This window comes from Domibacillus aminovorans, from assembly GCF_001643235.1.
Classification (GTDB): domain Bacteria; phylum Bacillota; class Bacilli; order Bacillales; family Domibacillaceae; genus Domibacillus; species Domibacillus aminovorans.
Map to the genome: position 1 here is coordinate 64,098 of NZ_LQWY01000007.1, position 22,073 is coordinate 86,170.

A 22,073-nucleotide genomic window follows, 5' to 3' on the forward strand; every position below is an offset into this window, starting at 1 on the left:
AAATGAAATTCAAACGACTTTTACCGTGGATTGTCCCAATTGTTTTGCTTGGATCATGGCAGTTATTTTCTTCCATTGGCTGGATATCTAATAGAGTGTTACCAAATCCAATCGATATTTTTACCGCTGCTGTTGAGTTAACGAAAAGTGGCCAATTAGTAGCAGACGTTTGGATAAGTACACAAAGAGCATTCTGGGGGTTTGTTGTAGGTGGAGGTATAGGTTTTCTACTAGGATTGGCAAACGGTTTGTCAAAAACGGCAGAGAGTTTACTTGACTCTTCCATACAAATGATCCGTAATATACCGCATCTAGCTTTAATTCCAATTGTTATTTTATGGTTCGGAATAGAAGAAGAAGCGAAATTGTTTTTAGTCGCTTTAGGAACTTTTTTCCCGATCTATTTGAATACGTTTCATGGGATCCGTTCAGTTGATAAATCTTTAATTGAGATGGCGAATGTATATGGTCTAAAAGGCTTGTCATTATTTTTGGAAGTTATTTTCCCAGCAGCATTACCTTCAATCCTCGTAGGTGTACGATTTGCATTAGGGATTACATGGGTAACGTTAATTGTAGCTGAAACCATTGCATCGAATTCTGGTATCGGGTATATGGCTATGAACGCAAGAGAATTTATGCAATTAGATGTTGTTGTATTAAGTATCATTCTTTATGCTTTGCTAGGAAAACTGTCTGATATAACAGCAAAGTTAGTGGAAAAACGATTTTTAAAATGGCATCCAACCTACCAAAAATAAAATGGAGGTGAAGAGTATGACAAAGGATCATAAAAATGAACCTATTTTGCAGTTGGATAACATCGTTAAATCTTTTGATGGTAAAGAAGTGTTGAAAAAAATAGATTTACACGTTAACAAAGGGGACTTCATTGCCGTTGTAGGAAAAAGTGGCTGCGGGAAGAGTACATTATTAAGAATCATTGCTGGATTAGAGGAGATAAGTTCGGGCAGTTTGTTAGTTGATGGAACAGAATTAAAAGGCAGAAATCAGCTTGCTAAAATGATGTTTCAGGACGGAAGGCTTCTTCCTTGGAAAAAAGTTTCTGATAATGTCGGTTTAGGTTTGAAATCAGAAGAGAAGAAACAAATCCCTACTATTTTAAAACAAGTTGGTTTAGCCGAACGTGCTAACGTTTGGCCAGCTGTCCTATCTGGAGGTCAGAAACAAAGAGTAGCCCTTGCTAGAGCGCTTATCCATGATCCCGAGCTGCTCTTACTAGATGAGCCGTTGGGTGCGCTTGATGCTTTAACACGGATGGAAATGCATGAATTAATTGAGGATCTATGGAAAGAAAAACAATTCACTGCTATATTAGTCACTCATGATGTTGAAGAAGCTGTTGCGTTAGCAAATAGAGTGATCTTAATTGAAGAGGGTGAAATTGTGATGGATCTACCTGTTCATTTACCATACCCACGCCAAAGAGATAACCCTTTATTTTCATCACTAGTCAGCCAAATATTAAATAGGATTATGGGTAAAAAACGAAAAGTAGAAGCTAATTTAACAACATTAGCTAAGACATCTACCTCTGCAAGTGTGCGCAGAGCGTAGATTAACGATAAGAGGAAGATAAACGGACCTTGGACACGGAACCGCCTTGAATTTCAAGGTGGTTTTTCTTTTTCTCTGAACAATTATGAATGAAAGATGAAATCATGGTAAAATAAACTTTGTGCAAACAAAAGAATGCCGATACTTTTTACGGAGGTGGATTACATTGACGCGAATTTCTGAAGAGCAAGTACGACACGTAGCGCATCTGGCGCGACTGGCAGTAACGGATGAAGAAGTGCATAAATTTACGGAACAACTCGATGCGATTATTACATTCGCCGAGCAGCTAAATGAACTTGATACATCAAACGTTAAACCAACGTCACACGTTTTAGATATGAAAAATGTACTTCGAGAAGACAAATCAGCACCTGGACTTGATCGCGAAGACGTATTGAAAAATGCACCGGATCAGCAGGACGGACAAATCCGTGTACCGTCTATTATCGAATAAGGAGGAGAGAGTGTGTCATTATTTGATCATAAACTGAACGAGATTCAGTCGATGTTACATAAAAAAGAAATCACTATTCCAGACCTCGTTGACGAATCGTTTAAACGAATCTCAGCGGTAGACGGAGATGTGAAAGCATTTTTAACGCTTGATGAAGAAAATGCCCGCAATCAAGCGAAAGAATTGCAGGAATCAGGAAAAACTGGGATTTTAAACGGCGTGCCGATCGGTGTGAAAGATAACATTGTTACAAAAGGGCTTCGCACAACAGCAGCGAGCCAGATTCTTTATAACTTTGACCCGATTTATGATGCGACGGTTGTGAATAAACTGCGCGAAGCAGGCACAATCACAGTCGGTAAATTAAATATGGATGAATTTGCGATGGGATCTTCGACGGAAAACTCAAGCTTCCAGAAAACACGTAATCCATGGAATCTAGACCGCGTGCCGGGTGGTTCATCTGGTGGTTCTGCTGCATCTGTTGCGGCAGGTGAAGTACCGTTTTCACTTGGTTCCGATACAGGCGGCTCGATTCGTCAACCTGCTTCATTTTGCGGCGTTGTCGGCATGAAGCCGACATATGGCCGTGTATCCCGCTTCGGCTTAATCGCATTTGCCTCATCGCTTGACCAGATTGGTCCGATTACACGCAACGTAGAAGATAATGCGCACTTGCTTGAAGCGATTGTCGGCGTCGATCCGTACGATACGACTTCGGCAAATGTAGCAGGTGAATCTTTTGCGAAAAACTTAACTGGAGATGTGAAGGGACTACGCATTGCAGTGCCGAAAGAGTATCTCGGTGAAGGAGTTTCAGAAGAAGTGAAGCAGTCTGTGTTAGCTGCTCTGAAAGTGCTAGAAGGACAAGGTGCTAGTTGGGAAGAAGTGTCACTTCCACATTCAAAATATGGAGTCGCGACATACTATTTACTCGCTTCATCTGAAGCATCGTCCAACCTTGCCCGTTTTGACGGAATCCGTTACGGTTATCGTGCCGAAAATGCGGAAAACTTAATTGATTTATACAAAAAAACACGTGCAGAAGGCTTTGGCGACGAAGTAAAGCGTCGGATTATGCTAGGGACATTTGCATTAAGTTCTGGATATTACGATGCGTATTATAAAAAAGCGCAGCAAGTACGTACGCTTATTAAAAAAGACTTTGAAGATGTCTTTGAAAACTATGATGTCATCATTGGACCGACAACGCCGACACCAGCCTTTAAAATCGGTGAAATCATTGACGATCCACTCACAATGTATGCGAATGATATTTTGACGATTCCGGTTAACTTAGCAGGTGTACCGGGTATTTCAATTCCATGCGGATTTTCTGATGGAATGCCGCTCGGTTTGCAAATTATCGGCCGTCATTTTGATGAAAAAACCGTTTACCGTGTCGCACATGCGTACGAGCAGGCAACTGATTTTCATAAAGAAAAACCAGAGTTGTAAAGGAGGGTACAAGGTGGAATTTGAAACAGTCATCGGACTTGAAGTCCACGTTGAATTAAAAACGAATTCAAAAATCTTTTCATCGGCACCGGCCCATTTTGGCGCGGAACCGAATACAAATACAACCGTCATTGACCTCGGCTACCCAGGTGTTTTACCGGTTATGAATGAAACGGCTGTTGAATATGCAATGAAAGCCGCAATGGCGATTAACTGTGAAATTGCTGAAGAAGCCATCTGGGACCGAAAAAACTATTTTTATCCTGATAATCCGAAAGCATATCAAGTCTCGCAAAATGACAAACCAATTGGTGAACATGGCTGGGTTGAAATTGAAGTGAACGGCGAAACGAAACGAATCGGCATTACGCGTCTTCATTTAGAAGAAGATGCCGGTAAACTGACGCATGCTGGCAAGCACTCTTTATGTGATTATAACCGTCAAGGCACGCCGCTTGTTGAGATCGTATCTGAGCCGGATATTCGTTCACCGGAAGAAGCATATGCGTTTTTGGAAAAATTAAAAGCGATTATTCAATACACAGAAGTATCAGACTGTAAAATGGAAGAAGGATCGCTTCGCTGTGATGCGAATATTTCGATTCGTCCATATGGACAGAAAGAATTCGGTACGAGAACGGAATTGAAAAATTTAAACTCATTCAACTTTGTACGTAAAGGGCTCGAATATGAAGAAAAACGTCAAGCTGAAGTTGTCTCATCAGGCGGAAAAGTCGATCAAGAAACACGCCGATTTGATGAATCGACAGGCAAAACCTTGCTCATGCGTGTGAAAGAAGGATCAGACGATTATCGTTACTTCCCGGAACCGGATCTTCTTCCGGTGTACATTGATGACGAGTGGAAAGAACACGTTCGCTCAACTATTCCAGAGCTTCCAGATGCACGCAAAAAGCGGTATATGGACGAACTTGGACTTCCGGCGCACGATGCAAAAGTACTCACCATGTCAAAAGAAATTGCGGATTTCTTTGAAGCGACAGTGGCAGCAGGTGCCGGCGCAAAACTGGCATCCAACTGGTTAATGGGGGAAGTGCCTGCGTATTTGAATGCGGAAGGCAAAGAGCTCGCTGAAACAAAATTAACGCCTGATAATCTGGCGGGTATGATTTCACTGCTTGAAAAAGGAACGATTTCATCCAAAATCGCCAAAACCGTTTTCAAAGAACTGATTGAAAACGACGGCGATGCTGAAGCGATTGTGAAAGAAAAAGGATTGGTTCAAATTTCAGATGAATCAGCTCTTTTGAAGTTCGTCAACGATGCGCTCGATGCGAACCCGCAGTCGATCGCGGACTTTAAAGACGGCAAGAAAAAAGCAATCGGCTTCCTTGTCGGCCAAATTATGAAAGCGTCAAAAGGACAGGCAAATCCGCAGGCAATCAACAAATTGCTTGCAGAAGAAATTGCCAAGCGATAATGTATAGACGACCGCCGGCTATGTGCCGGCGGTTTTTGTTTTAATTTGTATGATAACTAATGATCACATTTACGTGACGAATGAAGAAAAGGCCGTCACTATGACAGTTAATTTTTAAATAAAATAGGGAAGTGGCGGAAAGTCGTGTGAGCGATCAAAAATGATGAGATTAAACTTGTGATTTTATGGACGATTCACTTTTTTACACGTTACAAATACACTTATTATCATGTAGCAGTAGTTTTTTATTTTAATTCCAACTTGACTTATCGGAAAAGATATATTAAATTATATATAACCAATAAAAACAATCGGATTTAAAAAAAGGAGGAAATGATGATGAGAGAAGAGTATGCAGTCATGCCAGGAGCAGAGTCATTTTATCTTGAAGGAAACGACATTGGAATTGTGCTTTCACACGGATTTATTGGCACGCCACAAAGTGTTCGAGATGTGGCAGAGGCGCTAAATGAACATGGATTCTCTGTTATTGCGCCGCGTTTAAAAGGACATGGGACACATCAAGAAGATATGGAACGCTGCACACACAAAGATTGGTATGAAAGCTACTCTCGCGCGTATCGTTTTCTTAAAAAGCGCAATAAACGTATTTTTTTAATGGGGCAGTCGATGGGCGGCACGCTGACACTGCAATTTGCGGCCGAGCATCATGATATTGAAGGCATCATTACGATCAATGCCGCACTTACACTCCCGTCACTTGAGTATTTACGGCATGATCCCGCACCGCGTTTTATTGAAGAAGGCGAACCGGATATTAAAAAAGAAAATGTACATGAAATTACGTATGATGAAGCACCGGTTCAATCCATTCGCGAACTGCAAAAGCTCATGGGGCTTGTACCGGCACTTTTACATCGAATACATGTACCAGCATTATGCATCAAATCAGCTAAGGACAATGTCGTGCCACCTGAAAATACATCGTTTATTTATCAGTCCATTTCATCACGTAAGAAACAAATTGTGACGTTGCCGAATTCATATCACGTTGCAACGATGGATCACGATCAGCATACAATCGTCAGCGCTGTCGCTGATTTCGTCCTCGATCAAATCCGTTCTAAAGCAGTAGGATAAATAAAAAAGCTGTCCGGAAGACTCCTTGAATTAGGAGTCTTGCTGGACAGCTTTTTCTTGTAATACAGTCGCAATCGCGTCGACTGCTATTTCCATTTCTTTATCTGTGACGTTAAGCGGTGGAAGAAGGCGCAATACGTGTGTTCCCGCTGTTAAAATGAGCAGTCCTTGTTCGCGTGCTTTTGTCACAAATGAGCCTGCTTCTTCAGTCAACTCGATGCCGACCATAAGGCCTTTTCCTTTTAACTGTTTAACGAAATGAACGCCGGAAAGAGCTTTTGTTAATAATACATTCAACTTATCACCTTTTGCGGTTACATCAGCTAAAAATGAATCATTGAAAATCGTGTTTAATGTTTCTTTTGCAGCAGCGAGGGCAACGGGGTTACCTCCGAATGTCGAGCCGTGTGAACCGGCTGAAAATGCTTCAGCGAGCGCGGCTTTTCCAACGATAGCACCAAGCGGAAAGCCGTTCGCAATCCCTTTGGCAACAGAAATAATATCCGGATCAAGACCAATATGCTGGAACGCAAACGCTTTGCCAGTCCGGCCGATGCCGGTTTGAATTTCATCAATGATCACAAGAGAACCATTTGCATGAGCCAGCTTTTCAATTTCAAGCAAAAAGTCTGCGTCACCTGAATTGATGCCGCCTTCACCTTGGATGACTTCAAACATAACTGCTGCTGTATTTGAATCAAGCGCTGTCTTCAACGCCTCAATGTCGTTCATTTTCACATATTCAAAAGATTCAAGCATCGGGCCAAAGCCTGTTTTAATTTTATCTTGTCCGGTTGCCGCCATCGTCGCAAATGTCCGTCCATGGAATGAATCGATAAACGTAATAATTTTTGTGCGGCCTGTTGATTTGCGGGCGAGTTTGATTGCGGCTTCATTTGCTTCCGCACCGCTATTGCTGAAAAAGACAAGATCTAGTCCGGATGCATCAGTTAATTGCTTTGCGACATCTTCCTGTAATTCACTTTGAAATAAATTCGACGTATGCCAAAATTTTTCAAGCTGTTTTTCCACTGCTTTTTTTACATTGTCGGGTGTATGTCCAAGATTACACACACTAATGCCAGACGTGAAATCAAGGTATTCTTTGCCATCTTTTGCAGTAAGATAAGCGCCTTTCGCTTTTACAGGTGTTACATCCCAGCGCGCATATGTAGGGAATAAATGACTCAAATTGTCTCCTCCTCTTTATTAAACTGTGTGCCATACCACTGGCCATCTTCGTAAAATGTTTTTTTACCTGACACGATGTGTACATGTTCACAGCTTTCAAGTGCTTTTAGGGCGGTTTGAACTTTCGGAATCATGCCGCCGCTTATCACACCTGATTCAATTAGCTTCTTCGTTTCTGCACCTGTTAGAACTGGTACAAGCTGGCCATCATTCAATACACCGTCTACATCTGTTACCATGAGCAAGTGATCTGCGGAAAGTGCGCGGGCTGCAGCACCGGCTGCGTGATCAGCGTTAACATTCAACACTGTACCGTTCGGCCCTTTCGCAATTGGTGTTAAAACAGGAAGAAGTCCTGCCTTTAAAATTATTTCTAAAACAGTTTGATTGACGGATGTTACGTCACCGACAAAACCGAGATCTTCCTTGTTGATGAAATCAGCATTAAGAATACCTTGGTCACTTGACTGTAAACCAATTGCCGCAATGCCATGTGCTTCTAGTAAGCGGACGAGCTTCCGGTTCATACTGCCAGACAAGACGAGTTCCGCCGCTTCGAGTACGTCTTGTGAAGTTACACGAAGACCGTTTTTAAACTCGCTTTTCACATTCATATTTTCTAACATGGCGTTAATTTCTGGACCACCGCCGTGAACAAATACGATTTTGTATCCGTCTGCCAGCAGTGAGGTCATGCTTGAAAAAAAGCTGTCCGATAGCTCTTTTAACACACTGCCGCCGCATTTTACAACGACTGTTTTCATACAAATCATCCTTTCATTACGGATACATTGGGAAGCCTTTGAGTCCCGATGTTTCGTCAAAATTAAACATCAAATTCGCATTTTGAATGGCCTGACCAGCCGCACCTTTAACGAGGTTGTCGATGACCGAGACGATCACTAAACGATTGGTACGTGTGTCGACGTCAACAGAAATGTCACAGAAGTTCGAGCCAGCAACTTCTTTAATACCAGGGAATTGCTTTGAAGGACGAACGCGCACGAATGGATCATTTTTGTATGTTTCAACGTATAGTGCGTACACTTCTTCGGTTGTCATAACACTTGTGAGCGGGGCATACGTCGTTGCCATAATCCCACGAGATACTGGAAGTAGATGAGTCGAGAATGTAATTGGTGCTGTGTCTTTATTCCACCACGTTAATTGCTGTTCGATCTCCGGAATGTGCTGGTGCTCGTTCACTTTATAAATGCGGAAGTTGTCGTTCATTTCTGCGAAGTGAACGAGTGGTGATAGTCCACGTCCAGCACCGGATACACCTGACTTTGCATCAATAATAATATTTTTCATATCGATCAAATTATTTTTCACTACGGGTGCAAGTCCTAACAGTGCCGCTGTTGGAAAGCATCCCGGGTTTGAGAGTACTTTCGCTGTTTTCACATTTTCACGGTTCCATTCTGTCAATCCGTATACTGCATCTGCAATAAATGCTTTGTCAGCAGGCTCTTTTTTGTACCACTTTTTATAATCATTTGTTTCTTTCAGGCGAAGATCACCGGATAAATCAACGACTTTTGCATGACCGCCGGCAAGTTGAGGTGCAAGTCCGGAAGCAACGCCTGATGGAACCGCTAAAAAGACAACATCCGACGTTTCTTTAATGGTGTCTGGATCAATCTTTGTCAGTGGAAGCGAGCAAACTTCTGCTAAGTGTGGATAATCTTCTGTTACGGAAACATTTTCTTTGCTCGATGAATAAATTGCATGTAATTCAAAATCAGGATGATTGGATAAAAGACGTATAAGTTCAATGCCACCATAGCCGGAAGCGCCGATAACTGATGCTTTCATATGAAAACTCCTTTGAATTTTTATTTATAATTATTCATAAATATTAATATCTATTCTTCTATTATAAAATTGCTGTCTCTTTAAATCAACCGATTTTGTCAAATGAGTGGTTTTTGTGCATAATGGAGTCAGAGAATGGCTAGAAAATCAGCAACGGAGGGGAAAAATGGATTTAAATAACTGGTTTGAGAAAGGGTTAACGCCCGAACAATATATAGAACAAATGTCGAAGAATCAGGAAAATTTGCTTCACGTATTGAAAAAATTTCATCTGTCCGGTGATGAAGCCTCGCTTATGAATAAACTGAGAGAAGCAAATTGGCGTGCCATTGTCATTACCGAAGATTGGTGTGGCGATGCGATGATGAATGTGCCGATTTTGCTGACACTCGCAAAAGCTGCTGATATGGATGTTCGGCTGCTTCATCGTGATGAGAATTTGGAATTGATCGATCAATATTTAACGAACGGTACGTCTCGTTCTATTCCTATCATCATTTTCATCAATGAAGAAGGTGAAGAGCAGGCTGTATGGGGTCCACGTGCGCCAGCTGTGCAGGAGATGGTAACGAATTATCGATCGTCTTTGCCGCCGCGCGAACACGCCGACTTTGACGAAAAAAGCAGTGAAATGATAAGCAAGCTGACAGAAGCGTACCGGATAGATGAGACGCTTTGGCAGGAAGTGTATAGTAGTTTGAAGACGACGATTACGGAACGATTATATTAATAGAAGAAAGACTGGGATAAAGATGACAAAAAAAGCACGAATTATTTACAATCCAACTTCTGGCCGTGAGGTGTTCCGCAAGCATTTGCCGGAAACACTTGAAAAGTTAGAGCGTGCAGGTTATGAAACATCTGCTCATGCGACAACGAGTGAAGGCGATGCGACAAAAGCGGCGCGTCTCGCGGCTGAACGAGGTTTTGATACGGTCATTGCGGCCGGCGGTGACGGTACACTAAATGAAGTTGTGAACGGGCTTGCTGGACACGACTATCGTCCAAAATTCGGTGTTCTTCCGATGGGAACGACAAATGATTTCGCGCGTGCATTGCATATTCCGCGTGATATTCAAGGCGCAGTGGATGTTATTACAGCGGCTGAAACCATTCCTGTTGATATCGGTCGGATGAATGATCGGTTTTTTATTAATATCGCCGGCGGTGGCCGCTTGACAGAACTGACATATGAAGTACCAAGCAAGTTAAAAACAATGCTTGGGCAGCTGGCGTATTATTTAAAAGGGATTGAAATGCTCCCATCTATTAAACCGACCGATGTGACGATCGAATATGACGGACAAGTGTTTGAAGGGGAATCTCTTCTTTTTTTAATCGGTTTAACAAACTCAGTCGGCGGCTTTGAAAAGTTGGCACCAGATTCGTCTGTCAATGATGGGCTGTTCACATTGCTCATTTTGAAAAAAACGAATCTGGCCGAGTTTATTCGTATAGTCAGCCTTGCGCTGCGGGGGGAACATTTAAATGATCCTCACGTCATTTACACGAAAGCAAAGCATATTACCGTTCATTCAAGTGATAAGATGCTTGTGAATTTGGACGGTGAACTTGGTGGAGAAATTCCAGCGGAGTTTGAAAATTTATATCGCCATCTCGATGTATTCGCACCTGTAGAAAAATTGAGGCCACAGGATCGGATTTATTAATCATTAACTGTTTCGAAAATCAGTCTCTCTGATTTTTGAAACAGTTTTTTTATTTATTAAAAAACTTTTGTTTCCTGAAATGTATGGTATGATAAATTTAGTTACCTAGGTAATTAATTTAGGGGGGAATTATGAATACACATCAATTATTTCATACGATTCACCAGTTATCGCGTGAATTGGCGAAGCAGGCGAATCATACACTACAGCCGTTCGGTCTTTATACGGCGCAGTGGTCCGTACTGTTCGTATTAAAGGAAAAAGGAAAAATGACTCAAAAAGAGCTGTGTGATTATCTTGCCGTAGAGGCTCCGCCAATGACAAGAACGATCCAGCGCTTAATGAAACAAGGATATGTGAAGCAGGTGACGGGGGAAGACCGCCGCGCCAAAATTATTGAGATGACGGAACAGTCAAAAGCTGCATATCCGGAGTGGGAAGCGGCCGTTCTTCAAATGAATGATCGTCTGCTTATAGGAGTATCCGATGAACAGCGAGAGTATATGCAGCAATTATTGTCATCTTATTTAATGAATGTGAAAGAGAACTCACAGAAGGGGACGCTACATGAATAAAGCAAAATTATGGACAAAAGATTTTATAAGTGTATCGGCAGGGAATTTTTTCTTGTTTATGACGTTTTACTTTTTACTCGTGACGCTCCCTGTCTACATTTTGCAAGGGCAAGGCGGAACAGAAGCACAGGCCGGCCTTGTCACAACTGTTTTTTTAATAGCGGCGATTTTGATCCGTCCTTTTGCCGGTCAATGGATTGGAATGTTCGGACGAAAAAAAGTGTTCGTCACGTCGCTGTTTCTTTATCTTGTTACGATGATTTTGTATTTAGTTGCGACAAACTTTAATGTGCTGCTTGCCCTGCGTTTTTTTCAGGGAATTAGTTTCGGGATGGCGACAACAGCGGCAGGTGCGATCGTCGCGAATATTATACCCGATTCACGGCGCGGAGAAGGAATGGGCTATTTTGTCTTATCGAACAATCTGGCGATGGCGATCGGGCCGTTTGCCGGTTTGACGCTATTTAACGGTTGGGGCATGACCGCCGCCTATATCGCCTGCATCGTTATTTCTGTTATAGCACTAATCATCGGGTTAAGTTTGGCGGCAGATCATTCAGGTTCTGCCCGTTTAGGTTCCATGTTTCGTTTAAAATTGCATCCGGAACATTTATTTGAAAAGTCGGCGCTGCCGATTGCTTTGACAGGCGCTTTTTTCTCAGTGGGATATGCGTCCATATTATCGTTCGTACCAGTATATGCAGGGGAGCTGAATATCGGCGGAATTGCTAGTTATTTCTTTATCGTGTACGCGGTGCTGCTTGTGCTTTCTCGTCCATTCACAGGACGCTGGTTTGACCAGTATGGTGAGAATATCATCGTTATCCCATCGATTGTCTTATTTGCGGCCGGTCTCATCGTGCTCAGTCTGGCGAATGGAGCTGTTCTTTATTTCGTAGCAGCCGGTATGATTGGCATCGGCTGGGGAACCTTGTTTCCGAGCTTTCAAACGATTGCGATTGCTAGGGCACGGCCTGAACGAAAAGCAACGGCGACCGCCACTTTTCTCTCTTTTTATGATTTCGGCATTGGCGTGGGGGCAGTCGTGATCGCCGCCGCTGTAGCTGGTATGGGGTTTAAAGCGATGTATGCATCACTCGCTGTGTATGTACTTATCGGCATACTCGTTTATATGACAGCGGCGAAAACAAAGAAGGAAAAAACATCGGTTCCCGAATTAAATGAACAGTAAAAAATCTCAAAAACCAGTGCATACTGGTTTTTGAGATTTTTTGTTTATCTTGAAAGGCGCTAAAAATTTAAAAAAGGGTGCTGGTTTGCTACACTTATGAAAAATAAAGTTGGAAGAAGGCGTACGTATGAGTCGTGTTTTATCATTATTAAAACCGTATCGACTGTCGATGGCGGCAGCGTGGGGGCTCATGCTTTTAGAGCTGGCAGTTGAGCTAGTGATGCCGATTTTAATAGCGAAAATGATTGATGACGGGATCATTGCCGGCAATCTTAATATGGTAATCCGGTGGGGTGTGATCATGATCGGGCTGTCCCTCTTCTCGTTTGCAGCAGGTATAACGAATTCATTTATTGCTGCCCGCATCGGTCAAAACTACGGATTTGATATCCGGAAAAAACTTTTTGAAAAAGTGCAATCTTTTTCATTTGCTCAATACGGTCATTTTGACACGTCCACGCTCATTACTCGAATGACCAATGATGTAACACAGCTGCAAAATGCTGTCTTTATGAGCTTACGTATTATGCTACGTGCACCGCTCATGATTGTTTTTGGCACAGCCATGGCGCTATACGTTCATTTTGGATTGTCACTTGTGTTGGTGATTGTAGTACCAGTGATGCTCGTTTTCATGATGTTTATGATGAGACGGGGTGCCAGCATGTTCGAACGCGTTCAAAAAAGATTAGATAAAGTGAACAGTGTCATGCGTGAAAACTTAACTGGTATTCGTTTAATTAAGGCATTCGTCCGAAGCGATCATGAAAAGTCGCGCTTTCAGAAATCGAGTAAGGCACTCATGGATGAAACGATTCGTGTGATCCGTACGTTTGAAAGCATCGTGCCGCTTTTGCTGCTCGTCATGAACGGTGCTCTCCTCCTCATTTTATGGTTGGGCTTTGTCGAAATGCAAAATGGGACAGTGACAACTGGTGAAATTGTTGCCATCATTAACTATGCGGCACGAATTATCATTTCACTGTCGATTTTCACATTTATTACAATTGCATTTGCACGCGGGAAAGCCTCAGCAGGTCGGATTGATGAAGTGCTGAACGTCGAACAGGAAAAGCTGAATTGGGTGACGGAAACGTATCCGAAAGACGGCGATCTTACACTGGAGAATGTGTTCTTTACCTATCCAGGTGGAACTGCACCCGTTTTAAAAGATTTATCGATGACGGTGAAGCGGGGAGAAATGGCGGCGATTTTAGGTGGAACAGGATCGGGGAAATCGGCGTTACTATCCCTTATTCCACGTTTATATGAACCGGATTCAGGGATCATCTCGATCGGCGGGCGTGATATTAGCCAAATGAAAATGGATTCGCTTCGCCGGGAAATTGGTTTTGTTCCACAGGAGTCGCATCTGTTTACCGGTTCAATTTTTGATAACATTCGTTGGGGGAAAAAAAACGCAACGGAAAAAGAAATCGTTGAGGCAGCACGTAAAGCGCAAATCCATGAAACAGTAGCGGCATTGCCAGATGGCTATCATACGATGATCGGTCAAAAAGGTGTTACGTTATCTGGCGGGCAAAAGCAGCGTTTATCGATTGCCCGTGCACTCATTCGAAAGCCGGATATTTTACTGTTAGACGATAGTACAAGTGCTCTTGATGTAAAAACAGAAGTAGCGTTAATTGATGCGATTACGGAAGAAAAATGTACGATTATAATTGTTACACAAAAAATATCAACGGCAGAGCAGGCGGACCGTATTTTTATGATTGAAGATGGACAAGTGGCTATGTCGGGCACGCACAAAGAGCTATCTAGTCAAAATGGATTGTATAAACGCCTCATGGAGTCGCAAGGCAGAAAGGAAAACATACATGAACAGACACGGGGCTAATCCACAACCGAAGCCAAAAATTCAAAATATGTCCGGCACATTGAAACGTATCACTGGTTATTTATTAAAGAGAAAAGGAAAGCTCATCTTAACGATTGTTACGGTGGCGCTCAGTTCTGTTTTAGCACTAGCAGGTCCATTTTTAATCGGCGTTGCCATTGATAATTATATAGCGTCAGGAGATGAAGATGGTCTCTTATGGCTTCTTGGGGGACTTGCGCTCGTCTATGTGAGCTATTCGGGGGTCCTATTTTTGCAAAACTACTGGATGGCCGATATTGCGCAAAAAACGGTGTATGAACTGCGTGATGATTTATTTCAGCATTTTCACAAGTTACCGATCGCCTTTTTTGACAAACGCCGTCACGGTGAATTAATGAGCCGCGTGACGAATGATATCGAAAATATAAGCAGCACGCTTAACAGTTCGATCATTCAAATTGCATCGGGCATTTTGACGCTTGCTGGTTCCATTGTCGTGATGCTGTATTTAAGCCCGATTTTGACTGTCGTCACATTGCTGATTATTCCGCTCATGTTTGGCGGGATGAAGTGGATAACAAAACGGACGGGCCCGAAATTTAAAGAACAGCAGCGGCATCTCGGTGATTTGAATGGCTTTATTGAAGAAGCGATTTCAAGTCGTCATATTGTAAAAATGTTTTCACGTGAAGATGAAATGATCGCGGACTTTATGGAGAGAAATGAGCAGTTGAGAGAAGCTGGCTACTTAGCGCAGGCGTATTCCGGATTTATTCCAAAATTGATGAACGTCTTAAACAATACAAGTTTCGCATTCATTGCGCTCGCCGGGGGGATTTTGGCGCTGAATGGCCAGGCATCGGTCGGAACGATTGTGATTTTCACTGAATATGCCCGCCAGTTTACGCGGCCGCTCAATGATCTTGCGAATCAATATAATACGATGTTATCGGCTGTTGCCGGAGCGGAGCGCGTGTTTGATATTATCGACACAGAAGAAACAGTCGATGGGAAGACAGGTACTCGCCATAACATTTTAGGCGAAGTTATATTCAAAGATGTGTCATTCTCGTATGAAAAAGGAAAAGAGACACTTTCTGGTGTCACATTCAGTGCTTCAAAGGGAGAAACAATCGCGCTTATTGGGCCGACCGGATCAGGTAAAACAACGATTATGAACTTGCTGGCAAGATTTTATGAACCGGATAGCGGTTCGATTGTATTTGACGGTGTCGATAGTCGGAACATTTCTGGTGCGAGTTTGCGTGGACAGATGGGATTTGTTTTGCAGGACACGGTGTTGTTTGAAGAAACGGTCATGGAAAATATCCGCTATGGCCGCCTTAATGCGACAGATGAAGAAGTTGTCGAAGCTGCACGGCTCGCCAATGCCCATTCATTTATTATGAAAATGCCAGATGGCTACGCAGCAAAACTGAGTCAAGAAGGTTCGGGTATTAGTCAGGGACAGAGGCAGCTGATCGCGATTGCTCGGGCGATTTTAGCCGATCCAGTTATTTTGATTTTGGACGAAGCGACGAGCAGCATCGATACAATTACCGAGCTGCATATTCAAGAAGCGCTTGGAAGGTTAATGGAAGGACGCACAAGTTTTGTAATTGCGCATCGATTGAATACCGTTCGTCGCGCTGATCAAGTCATTCGATTGCGTGCCGGCCGAATTGAGGCAATGGGTGCATACGAAGATGTAGTGGAACATCACGGATAAGCGAAGCGGTCAGAAAAGTGCTCGGATGGTCAGAAGTTTAGCTGAGGGATCAGAAAAGCAAAATATGTGCTTATAAAAAAGGCATCGCCATCAAATAGCGGTGCCTTTTTCGTTTGATTAAAGATCCAGTATTTGCGGGGACTGGCCTTTTTTGTTCATTAATTGAATTTGATCCGGCTTAATTTGCAAAATAAGCAAATTTGGATCTTCTGGGCCATCAAACCAAGGCTCGAGATGTTCATTCCATACTTTTTCCTTCAAGCTTTCATCGTCAGACTCGACAACTTTTCCTTCTACTTCCACATATGTGTCGCCTATTCCTTCACCTTCATAACCAAGCAAAATATGTGTATACGGATTTTGTTCGATATCTTCCGTTTTGTGCATATCTTTGCTTGTCACCGTATAAAGAGTCAAATCATCATTGAAAAAGGTCATATAACGCGAGCGTGGCTTGTTATCATGAATGGTCGCCATCGTTCCGATCCGACTTTCCTGTAAAAGTGTTAAAACCTGCTTTTTCAGTTCGTTTTGATTCATCATGTTCATCTCCTATTTGTTTCACGTCTCATATTACTATTCCTTTACCGGCTTTTTTTAAACATCACTTATTATGAGTAAAGATATTGAAAAGCATCTTCCTTTTATCGTATTGATTTATGATAAGATTACGTTGAAAGGCGGTGCTGGGAGATTGATTTTTATCAGTTTTTTTGTCGCTCTCACTTGCATCATAGGGAGTGTTATTGGATTGACGTCAAACCCAGTTGGAAACGAGCGATTCATTTTGATCAGTTGGTTCAGTTTTGGCTTCATTTTATTTATTTATACGATTTACTGGTACAAGAAACGACGCAAAAAAGGAAAAGATGATGATTACTCATATTGCGACTGTCCAACGCCGACTATAAGCAAGAAAACATTCGACTGCGACAACGATGGGGACTGTGACTGCGGTCCGGACTGTCCGTCATGAAGGAGTTTTTTACGCTGCAGTTCATGCCGTGCCACCGCCGCCCAGAACGGTCACTTATTGTGTGCGGCAGGCAGTTTCCAATCTGTTATAGATGTATGTTTTTATTAATCGGCTTATTTTTAGCTGTTCCGATGGCCTTCTTCCCACCAATTTTGTCTTTTATCCCGGCATTTTTAATGGCGATCGCATTGAACATTCCGATGCTGCTGGATGGATTCACACAAAAACGGCAGTTTCGCACAAGCAATAATTTGCTCCGTGTTATTACCGGCTTTTCAGCAGGATTCGGGCTGGCGCAATTTGCAGTAAGTGCAGCGAATACAGGTGCAGAGCTGATTTTAAAATGGTTTTAAATAAGTATCATATCCATGCAGAGCGATAAGTATGAAAAACTGGAGCTGCTGTTGAAAGAAGCGGCGCATCAATGTAAGATGAAGGATATCGTTTTTCAAGTAAACGATTCTCTGCCTGGTCTTAATGTGAACCGGCAGACAAGCTTAATAAATGAGGGGGAGTAATTGTGGCAAAGATTCAAGCCCCGGTAAAAACAAAAGACGTGTTGTACGTCACGTTTACCGATTTAACGCATGAAGGAAAAGCAGTGGCGAAAATAGATGGCTACCCGCTGTTCGTTGAAGGTGCGTTGCCGGACGAAACCGGTGAAATTGAAGTGACGAAACTGAATAAAGGATATGGATTTGCGAAATTGCTCCGCCTTGATAAAACAGTGCCTGAACGCGTGAAGCCTCCATGTTCTGTATATGATGAGTGCGGCGGCTGCCAGCTTCAGCATATGACGTATGAAGGGCAGCTTAAGATGAAATATAACCAGGTGAGAAATGTGATGGACCGGATTGCAAAACTGCCGGACGTGCCAGTTCATCCAGTGCTTGGCATGGAAGGGCCATGGCGCTACCGGAACAAAGCACAGGTTCCAGTCGGCATGAACGGGGGCCGCATTGTCGCCGGTTTTTACAAAAAACGCAGCCACGAGATTATTGATATGACTGAATGTCTTATTCAGCATGAACAAAGTGATGAACTCATTCAAAAAGTGAAAGATGTGTGTGCAGCGAACGGTGTCATGCCGTATAATGAACAGCAGCATAAAGGTGTGCTTCGGCATGTGATGGCGCGGATCGGCTACACAACAGGGGAAATGATGGTGGTGCTCGTCACGCGTACAGCTGAACTGCCAAATAAAGATGCGGTCATTAAAGGCATCCGTGACGCGATTCCAGGTATTACATCTATTGTACAAAACGTTAATCCTGATAAAACGAATGTCATTTTTGGAAATCAAACGCGCACATTGTGGGGCGAAGATGTGATTTATGATCTAATCGGCGATGTGAAATTTGCCATTTCTGCCCGTTCGTTTTATCAGGTGAATCCGGTGCAGACAGAAGTACTCTACGGAAAAGCGCTTGAATTTGCAGAATTGACAGGTGATGAAATTGTCATTGACGCTTATTGCGGCATCGGTACGATTTCCCTTTTTCTCGCCAAAAAAGCAAAAGAAGTATATGGTGTCGAAATTGTGCCGCAAGCGATTGAAGATGCGAAGAAAAATGCAGCGTTAAATGGCATTACAAATGCGCAGTTTAAAGCAGGGAAAGCAGAAGAAGTGATCCCGGCCTGGCATAAACAAGGTATCCGGCCGGACGTCATTGTCGTCGATCCGCCGCGCAAAGGCTGCGACGATGCGTTACTGCAGACGATTTTGGAGATGAAACCAAAAAAAGTTGTTTATGTATCCTGTAACCCGGGAACACTTGCACGGGACTTGCGGGTACTCGAAGACGGTGGATATAAAACAAGAGAAGTGCAGCCGGTCGATATGTTTCCGCAGACGACGCATATTGAGGCGGTAGTGAAATTGGTTTTGAAGTTGTAGATAACTAATAAAAACTCCCGAAACATAATAACAAGGAAAACTAATTTTCCACTCGATGGATTAACTTATTCGGGAAGGGAAAATTGAATCCTTTTCTTCCAAGTTCACAGAGGTACTGCTTACTAGCAGTGACCTCTCTTTGTCTTGCATAAAATATGGCAGGTTGAGTAGTTACGCTTAAACAAATAACAAAATGGTCTTTGCCTTAAGACTAATTTTGCTTTAAGTGACACTATCGAGTCACTCAAAAAAATTAATAATTATACATTGCGTTTGTTATTTTTACTTCCATTATCACGTAAATATAATTAATTGTATCAAATTAAAACTTTATATGATGACGATTACGAATCAATGAAAACTTAGATTTGTCAAGCTGGAAATTAAGTTTTTTGTATTTATATAACTGTGTTTGTATGTGGTGATTGTTATAGGAACAAATTGTTGAATGTAAATAAAAAATGGATTTTTCCTTTATCTCATTAAATACATTTCATTATACGATTAGCAAAAAATTCTATATTCATAATAGTAAATGGATCTTTAGGGACGGTGAGTATTGAATGGAAAGTATCCATCAAATATTAGATGTGATTCATTTATCATCCCAGAAAGACATTTTAGCCACTATTATTGATGTTCAAGGATCGGCTTATCGCAAGGAAGGGACTTCGATGTTATTTAAAGAGGAAGGCACTCGAGTGGGCTTACTAAGTGCTGGCTGCATTGAAGATGATCTCGCAGAAAGAGTAAAGGATTTGTTCAATGATGGACTGTCGCAAACGATTGTTTTTGACATGAGAGCAGAAGATGACTTCTCGTGGGGACAGGGAGCGGGATGTAATGGTGTTCTTCGAGTCTTGCTTGAACCGATTGGTCATCGTCTACGCTCACACCTTCATACCCTTGAAACATACCTTGAAGCCGGAAAGTCTGTAGTTATTATGAAAAAATTAACACATGATTATAGCGTCACGGATTATATTTTTTTAACAGAAGACCATCAGCTATTTGGTGAGTGGCAAGGAAGTATTCCTGCTAGGATTAAATGCCTTTTGGATTCACGTTCCCCCATTGTAAAGAGCGGAATTATATACATGGAAGAACTTTCTGCTCCCGTTTATCTTCATCATTATCAACCAAAACCACGCTTAATTATTTTTGGAGCAGGTCAAGATGCGATCCCGCTCGTCCAATTTGCCTCTAAAGCTGGATTTTCTGTACTCGTTTCAGATTGGCGCCCTGCATTATGTAACAAAGACAATTTTCCAAGTGCAACGGAATGTATTGTCGACTTTCCTGTCGCTGCGATTAAACAAATTCACTTCCGTCCGGATGACCATGTCATCGTTTTGACGCATAACTTTAAGCGAGATCAAGAGCTGCTTCAATTATTAGCTAATGAAAAGTTAGGCTATTTAGGGGTCCTTGGCTCTCGGGCTCGGACCCTACGCTTGTTAAGTAATGGGGAAGATCTAGGTAACATTCGAACTCCTGTTGGATTGCCTATTGGTGCAGAAGGACCTGAAGAAATTGCCATCAGCATTGTGGCTGACTTAATTAGAGTAAAGAGGCTGCAAAAGAATTCCAAGATGGATGCTATGCGATGAAGATGCAAGACTCAAAAATTGTTGGGATCTATCTAGCAGCAGGTAAAAGTAGTCGAATGGGCGAGAATAAGCTATTGCTTCCGTTAAAAAATACGACGCTTGGTAGTCTGGCTTTGAATACAGCTTTAACAACCAATCTTGACCATATAGTAGTCGTTACAAAAGAGGAAGATCCGTTAGATTGGTTGGATTATATCTTTTTTACTTCTTTGTTTGTCAAACGATGGACGCATGTTACGTGTGCTGAAGCAAAAGAGGGGCAGGCTTACTCACTTCGCCGTGGATTGCAAGAAGTGAATGCGATGAAAGCGGAGGCGGCGTTAGTCTTTTTGGCAGACCAACCATTTGTTACAGTCAGAATCATGAATAATCTTATATCACGGTATCGAACTATTTTAAATGAAGGAAGAGAAAGAGATTTTGTCGCGGCTAGCTTTAAAGGAATTGTAAGACCACCGATTTTATTCTCTCGCAACATGTTCCCGACATTAGAGAAGTTAGAAGGGGACATGGGAGCTAGAAAGCTAATTCGAAAATCTTTTATAGGTAATGGTGACACCATTGAATATGAAGATGAAAGGGCTTTCTTCGACATTGATACACGAGAAGAGTATGAGCAAGTAAAGGAGGGAATCCCTTATAAGTGACCACTAAAAAGGAGAACTCATCATTAGCATCGAGTGTGATCTGGACACCTACAACGATCCAAGAAGCATTGGCAAAGAAAAAGGAGTTTGGAGCTGACGCTTGCTTTATATCTGGAGGGACCCTTCTGCAACTACAGTGGGAAAATGGGAATAAAGTACCGAAAAATCTTATTAGCTTGCAACTTATTCAAAAGATGCAAGGGATTGAAGTAGAACGTGATCATGATTGCAAAGTGCTATCGATAGGAGCACTCTCTACTTTAGCTACTTGTCAAAACCATTCTTTAGTGACGATGGAAAGGAAGCTATTGTCTGAAGTCGTAAAACATATAGCCGCACCGGCCGTACGTAACCAGGCAACGATTGGTGGGAATATAGCTGGTCGTAGTGGAGATGTTATTCCTGCTCTTCTCGTGATGGATGCAGAAATTAGTCTTTGTAATAAGGTTTCTAGTCTAAAGAAAAGTGTATGGAGTTGGTTAAAAGATAAAGAAGATCAACAGGATGATTTGCTAACACAGGTTCATCTTCCCATCAATGAACAGGAGAGAAATATGCATTATTTTTATAAAAAAATCGGACGTAGAGAGGCATTTACAGCTGCGATTGTTACGGTTGCTGGCTCTATGTCCTTGAATGAGTTAGGGGAATTGGACCATGTTAGGCTTGCAGTTGGAGGTGGAGATAATCTGCCGCACCGGCTTAAAGCTACGGAACGTTTATTCAAAGGGGAGAAGTTATCAACAGTAACTTGGAAGGAAGTATATTCATCAATATTAAAAGAATTCTTACCAACCACAGATGCTTTTTTGTCTGCTGATTATCGAAAAAAAGTAGCAGCACATATCATTATTTCAGAGCTTCAAGAACTAGTATTTCCATCGCTTAAATGA

Annotated in this window: 22 protein-coding genes; 18 read left to right on the plus strand and 4 right to left on the minus strand. The window is 42.3% G+C overall.

From position 1 onward, the window contains the following. Window positions 1-2 precede the first annotated feature (2 nt). From ssuC to AWH49_RS04185, 6 genes are all read left to right on the plus strand, one after another. Window positions 3-761 (plus strand): aliphatic sulfonate ABC transporter permease SsuC, encoded by a 759-nt coding sequence (gene ssuC / locus AWH49_RS04160; protein WP_063964741.1) that lies wholly within the window; start codon window positions 3-5, stop codon window positions 759-761. Window positions 762-777: 16 nt separating this feature from the next. Then, the gene (locus AWH49_RS04165) at window positions 778-1,578 is read left to right on the plus strand and encodes an ATP-binding cassette domain-containing protein (protein ID WP_063964742.1); all 801 of its coding nucleotides are present in this window, start codon (window positions 778-780) and stop codon (window positions 1,576-1,578) included. Between the two features lie 166 nt (window positions 1,579-1,744). After that, window positions 1,745-2,035, plus strand: a complete 291-nt coding sequence (gene gatC / locus AWH49_RS04170; RefSeq protein WP_018395518.1) for an Asp-tRNA(Asn)/Glu-tRNA(Gln) amidotransferase subunit GatC — start codon at window positions 1,745-1,747, stop codon at window positions 2,033-2,035. A 12-nt stretch (window positions 2,036-2,047) separates the two neighbouring features. Further along, window positions 2,048-3,493, plus strand: coding sequence for an Asp-tRNA(Asn)/Glu-tRNA(Gln) amidotransferase subunit GatA (gatA, locus tag AWH49_RS04175; protein WP_063964743.1), 1,446 nt, complete (start codon window positions 2,048-2,050; stop codon window positions 3,491-3,493). A 13-nt stretch (window positions 3,494-3,506) separates the two neighbouring features. Next, a complete protein-coding gene (gene gatB, locus AWH49_RS04180; RefSeq protein ID WP_063964744.1) occupies window positions 3,507-4,934 on the plus strand; it encodes an Asp-tRNA(Asn)/Glu-tRNA(Gln) amidotransferase subunit GatB in 1,428 nt (475 codons plus the stop codon). Window positions 4,935-5,273: 339 nt separating this feature from the next. Beyond that, window positions 5,274-6,035 carry an alpha/beta hydrolase gene (locus tag AWH49_RS04185; protein WP_063964745.1) on the plus strand — a complete coding sequence of 254 codons (762 nt, stop codon included), beginning with the start codon at window positions 5,274-5,276 and terminating at the stop codon, window positions 6,033-6,035. Between the two features lie 30 nt (window positions 6,036-6,065). Here the strand turns inward: AWH49_RS04185 and AWH49_RS04190 are convergent, their stop codons facing one another. From AWH49_RS04190 to argC, 3 genes are read right to left on the minus strand one after another with little or no spacing between them, the layout of a single operon-like run. Further along, window positions 6,066-7,226 (minus strand): acetylornithine transaminase, encoded by a 1,161-nt coding sequence (locus tag AWH49_RS04190; RefSeq protein WP_063964746.1) that lies wholly within the window; start codon window positions 7,224-7,226, stop codon window positions 6,066-6,068. Beyond that, a complete protein-coding gene (argB, locus tag AWH49_RS04195) occupies window positions 7,223-7,990 on the minus strand; it encodes an acetylglutamate kinase (protein ID WP_063964747.1) in 768 nt (255 codons plus the stop codon). The genes AWH49_RS04190 and argB overlap by 4 nt, the downstream gene beginning before the upstream one ends. A gap of 16 nt (window positions 7,991-8,006) precedes the next feature. Further along, a complete protein-coding gene (gene argC, locus AWH49_RS04200; protein ID WP_063964748.1) occupies window positions 8,007-9,044 on the minus strand; it encodes an N-acetyl-gamma-glutamyl-phosphate reductase in 1,038 nt (345 codons plus the stop codon). 166 nt (window positions 9,045-9,210) lie between these two features. Here argC and AWH49_RS04205 point away from each other — a divergent pair, with 166 nt between their 5' ends. The 6 genes from AWH49_RS04205 to AWH49_RS04230 all read left to right on the plus strand — a co-directional run bounded on the left by AWH49_RS04205 (window position 9,211) and on the right by AWH49_RS04230 (window position 16,050). Next, entirely contained in the window at window positions 9,211-9,774 is a 564-nt protein-coding gene (locus AWH49_RS04205; protein WP_063964749.1) for a thioredoxin family protein, read from the plus strand. A 22-nt stretch (window positions 9,775-9,796) separates the two neighbouring features. Then, complete coding sequence (locus tag AWH49_RS04210; RefSeq protein WP_034288729.1) at window positions 9,797-10,714, plus strand: diacylglycerol kinase; 918 nt, start codon at window positions 9,797-9,799, stop codon at window positions 10,712-10,714. Between the two features lie 131 nt (window positions 10,715-10,845). Further along, a complete protein-coding gene (locus tag AWH49_RS04215; RefSeq protein ID WP_063964750.1) occupies window positions 10,846-11,289 on the plus strand; it encodes a MarR family winged helix-turn-helix transcriptional regulator in 444 nt (147 codons plus the stop codon). After that, window positions 11,282-12,481: an MFS transporter gene (locus AWH49_RS04220; protein ID WP_063964751.1), complete on the plus strand. Its 1,200-nt coding sequence runs from the start codon at window positions 11,282-11,284 to the stop codon at window positions 12,479-12,481. Before AWH49_RS04215 ends, AWH49_RS04220 begins: the two co-directional genes overlap by 8 nt. Before the next feature lie 127 nt (window positions 12,482-12,608). Further along, window positions 12,609-14,339, plus strand: coding sequence for an ABC transporter ATP-binding protein (locus AWH49_RS04225; RefSeq protein WP_063964752.1), 1,731 nt, complete (start codon window positions 12,609-12,611; stop codon window positions 14,337-14,339). Beyond that, entirely contained in the window at window positions 14,320-16,050 is a 1,731-nt protein-coding gene (locus AWH49_RS04230) for an ABC transporter ATP-binding protein (RefSeq protein WP_082862663.1), read from the plus strand. Before AWH49_RS04225 ends, AWH49_RS04230 begins: the two co-directional genes overlap by 20 nt. A 117-nt stretch (window positions 16,051-16,167) precedes the next feature. Here AWH49_RS04230 and AWH49_RS04235 read toward each other — a convergent pair whose 3' ends face one another. Further along, on the minus strand, window positions 16,168-16,590 hold the full coding sequence (locus AWH49_RS04235; protein WP_063964754.1) for a pyridoxamine 5'-phosphate oxidase family protein: 423 nt from the start codon (window positions 16,588-16,590) through the stop codon (window positions 16,168-16,170). Between the two features lie 211 nt (window positions 16,591-16,801). On the opposite strand from AWH49_RS04235, the gene AWH49_RS19860 reads away from it, so the two are divergent. The 6 genes from AWH49_RS19860 to AWH49_RS04265 all read left to right on the plus strand — a co-directional run bounded on the left by AWH49_RS19860 (window position 16,802) and on the right by AWH49_RS04265 (window position 22,073). Next, window positions 16,802-17,026 carry a hypothetical protein gene (locus tag AWH49_RS19860; protein WP_157723661.1) on the plus strand — a complete coding sequence of 75 codons (225 nt, stop codon included), beginning with the start codon at window positions 16,802-16,804 and terminating at the stop codon, window positions 17,024-17,026. Further along, window positions 17,023-17,379: a DUF2085 domain-containing protein gene (locus AWH49_RS04245; protein WP_063964756.1), complete on the plus strand. Its 357-nt coding sequence runs from the start codon at window positions 17,023-17,025 to the stop codon at window positions 17,377-17,379. The genes AWH49_RS19860 and AWH49_RS04245 overlap by 4 nt, the downstream gene beginning before the upstream one ends. A 167-nt stretch (window positions 17,380-17,546) precedes the next feature. Continuing rightward, window positions 17,547-18,923 (plus strand): 23S rRNA (uracil(1939)-C(5))-methyltransferase RlmD, encoded by a 1,377-nt coding sequence (gene rlmD / locus AWH49_RS04250; RefSeq protein ID WP_063964757.1) that lies wholly within the window; start codon window positions 17,547-17,549, stop codon window positions 18,921-18,923. Window positions 18,924-19,486: 563 nt separating this feature from the next. Then, window positions 19,487-20,533, plus strand: coding sequence for an XdhC family protein (locus AWH49_RS04255; RefSeq protein ID WP_063964758.1), 1,047 nt, complete (start codon window positions 19,487-19,489; stop codon window positions 20,531-20,533). Then, window positions 20,530-21,180, plus strand: a complete 651-nt coding sequence (locus AWH49_RS04260) for a nucleotidyltransferase family protein (protein WP_082862664.1) — start codon at window positions 20,530-20,532, stop codon at window positions 21,178-21,180. Before AWH49_RS04255 ends, AWH49_RS04260 begins: the two co-directional genes overlap by 4 nt. After that, a complete protein-coding gene (locus AWH49_RS04265; RefSeq protein WP_082862665.1) occupies window positions 21,177-22,073 on the plus strand; it encodes an FAD binding domain-containing protein in 897 nt (298 codons plus the stop codon). The genes AWH49_RS04260 and AWH49_RS04265 overlap by 4 nt, the downstream gene beginning before the upstream one ends.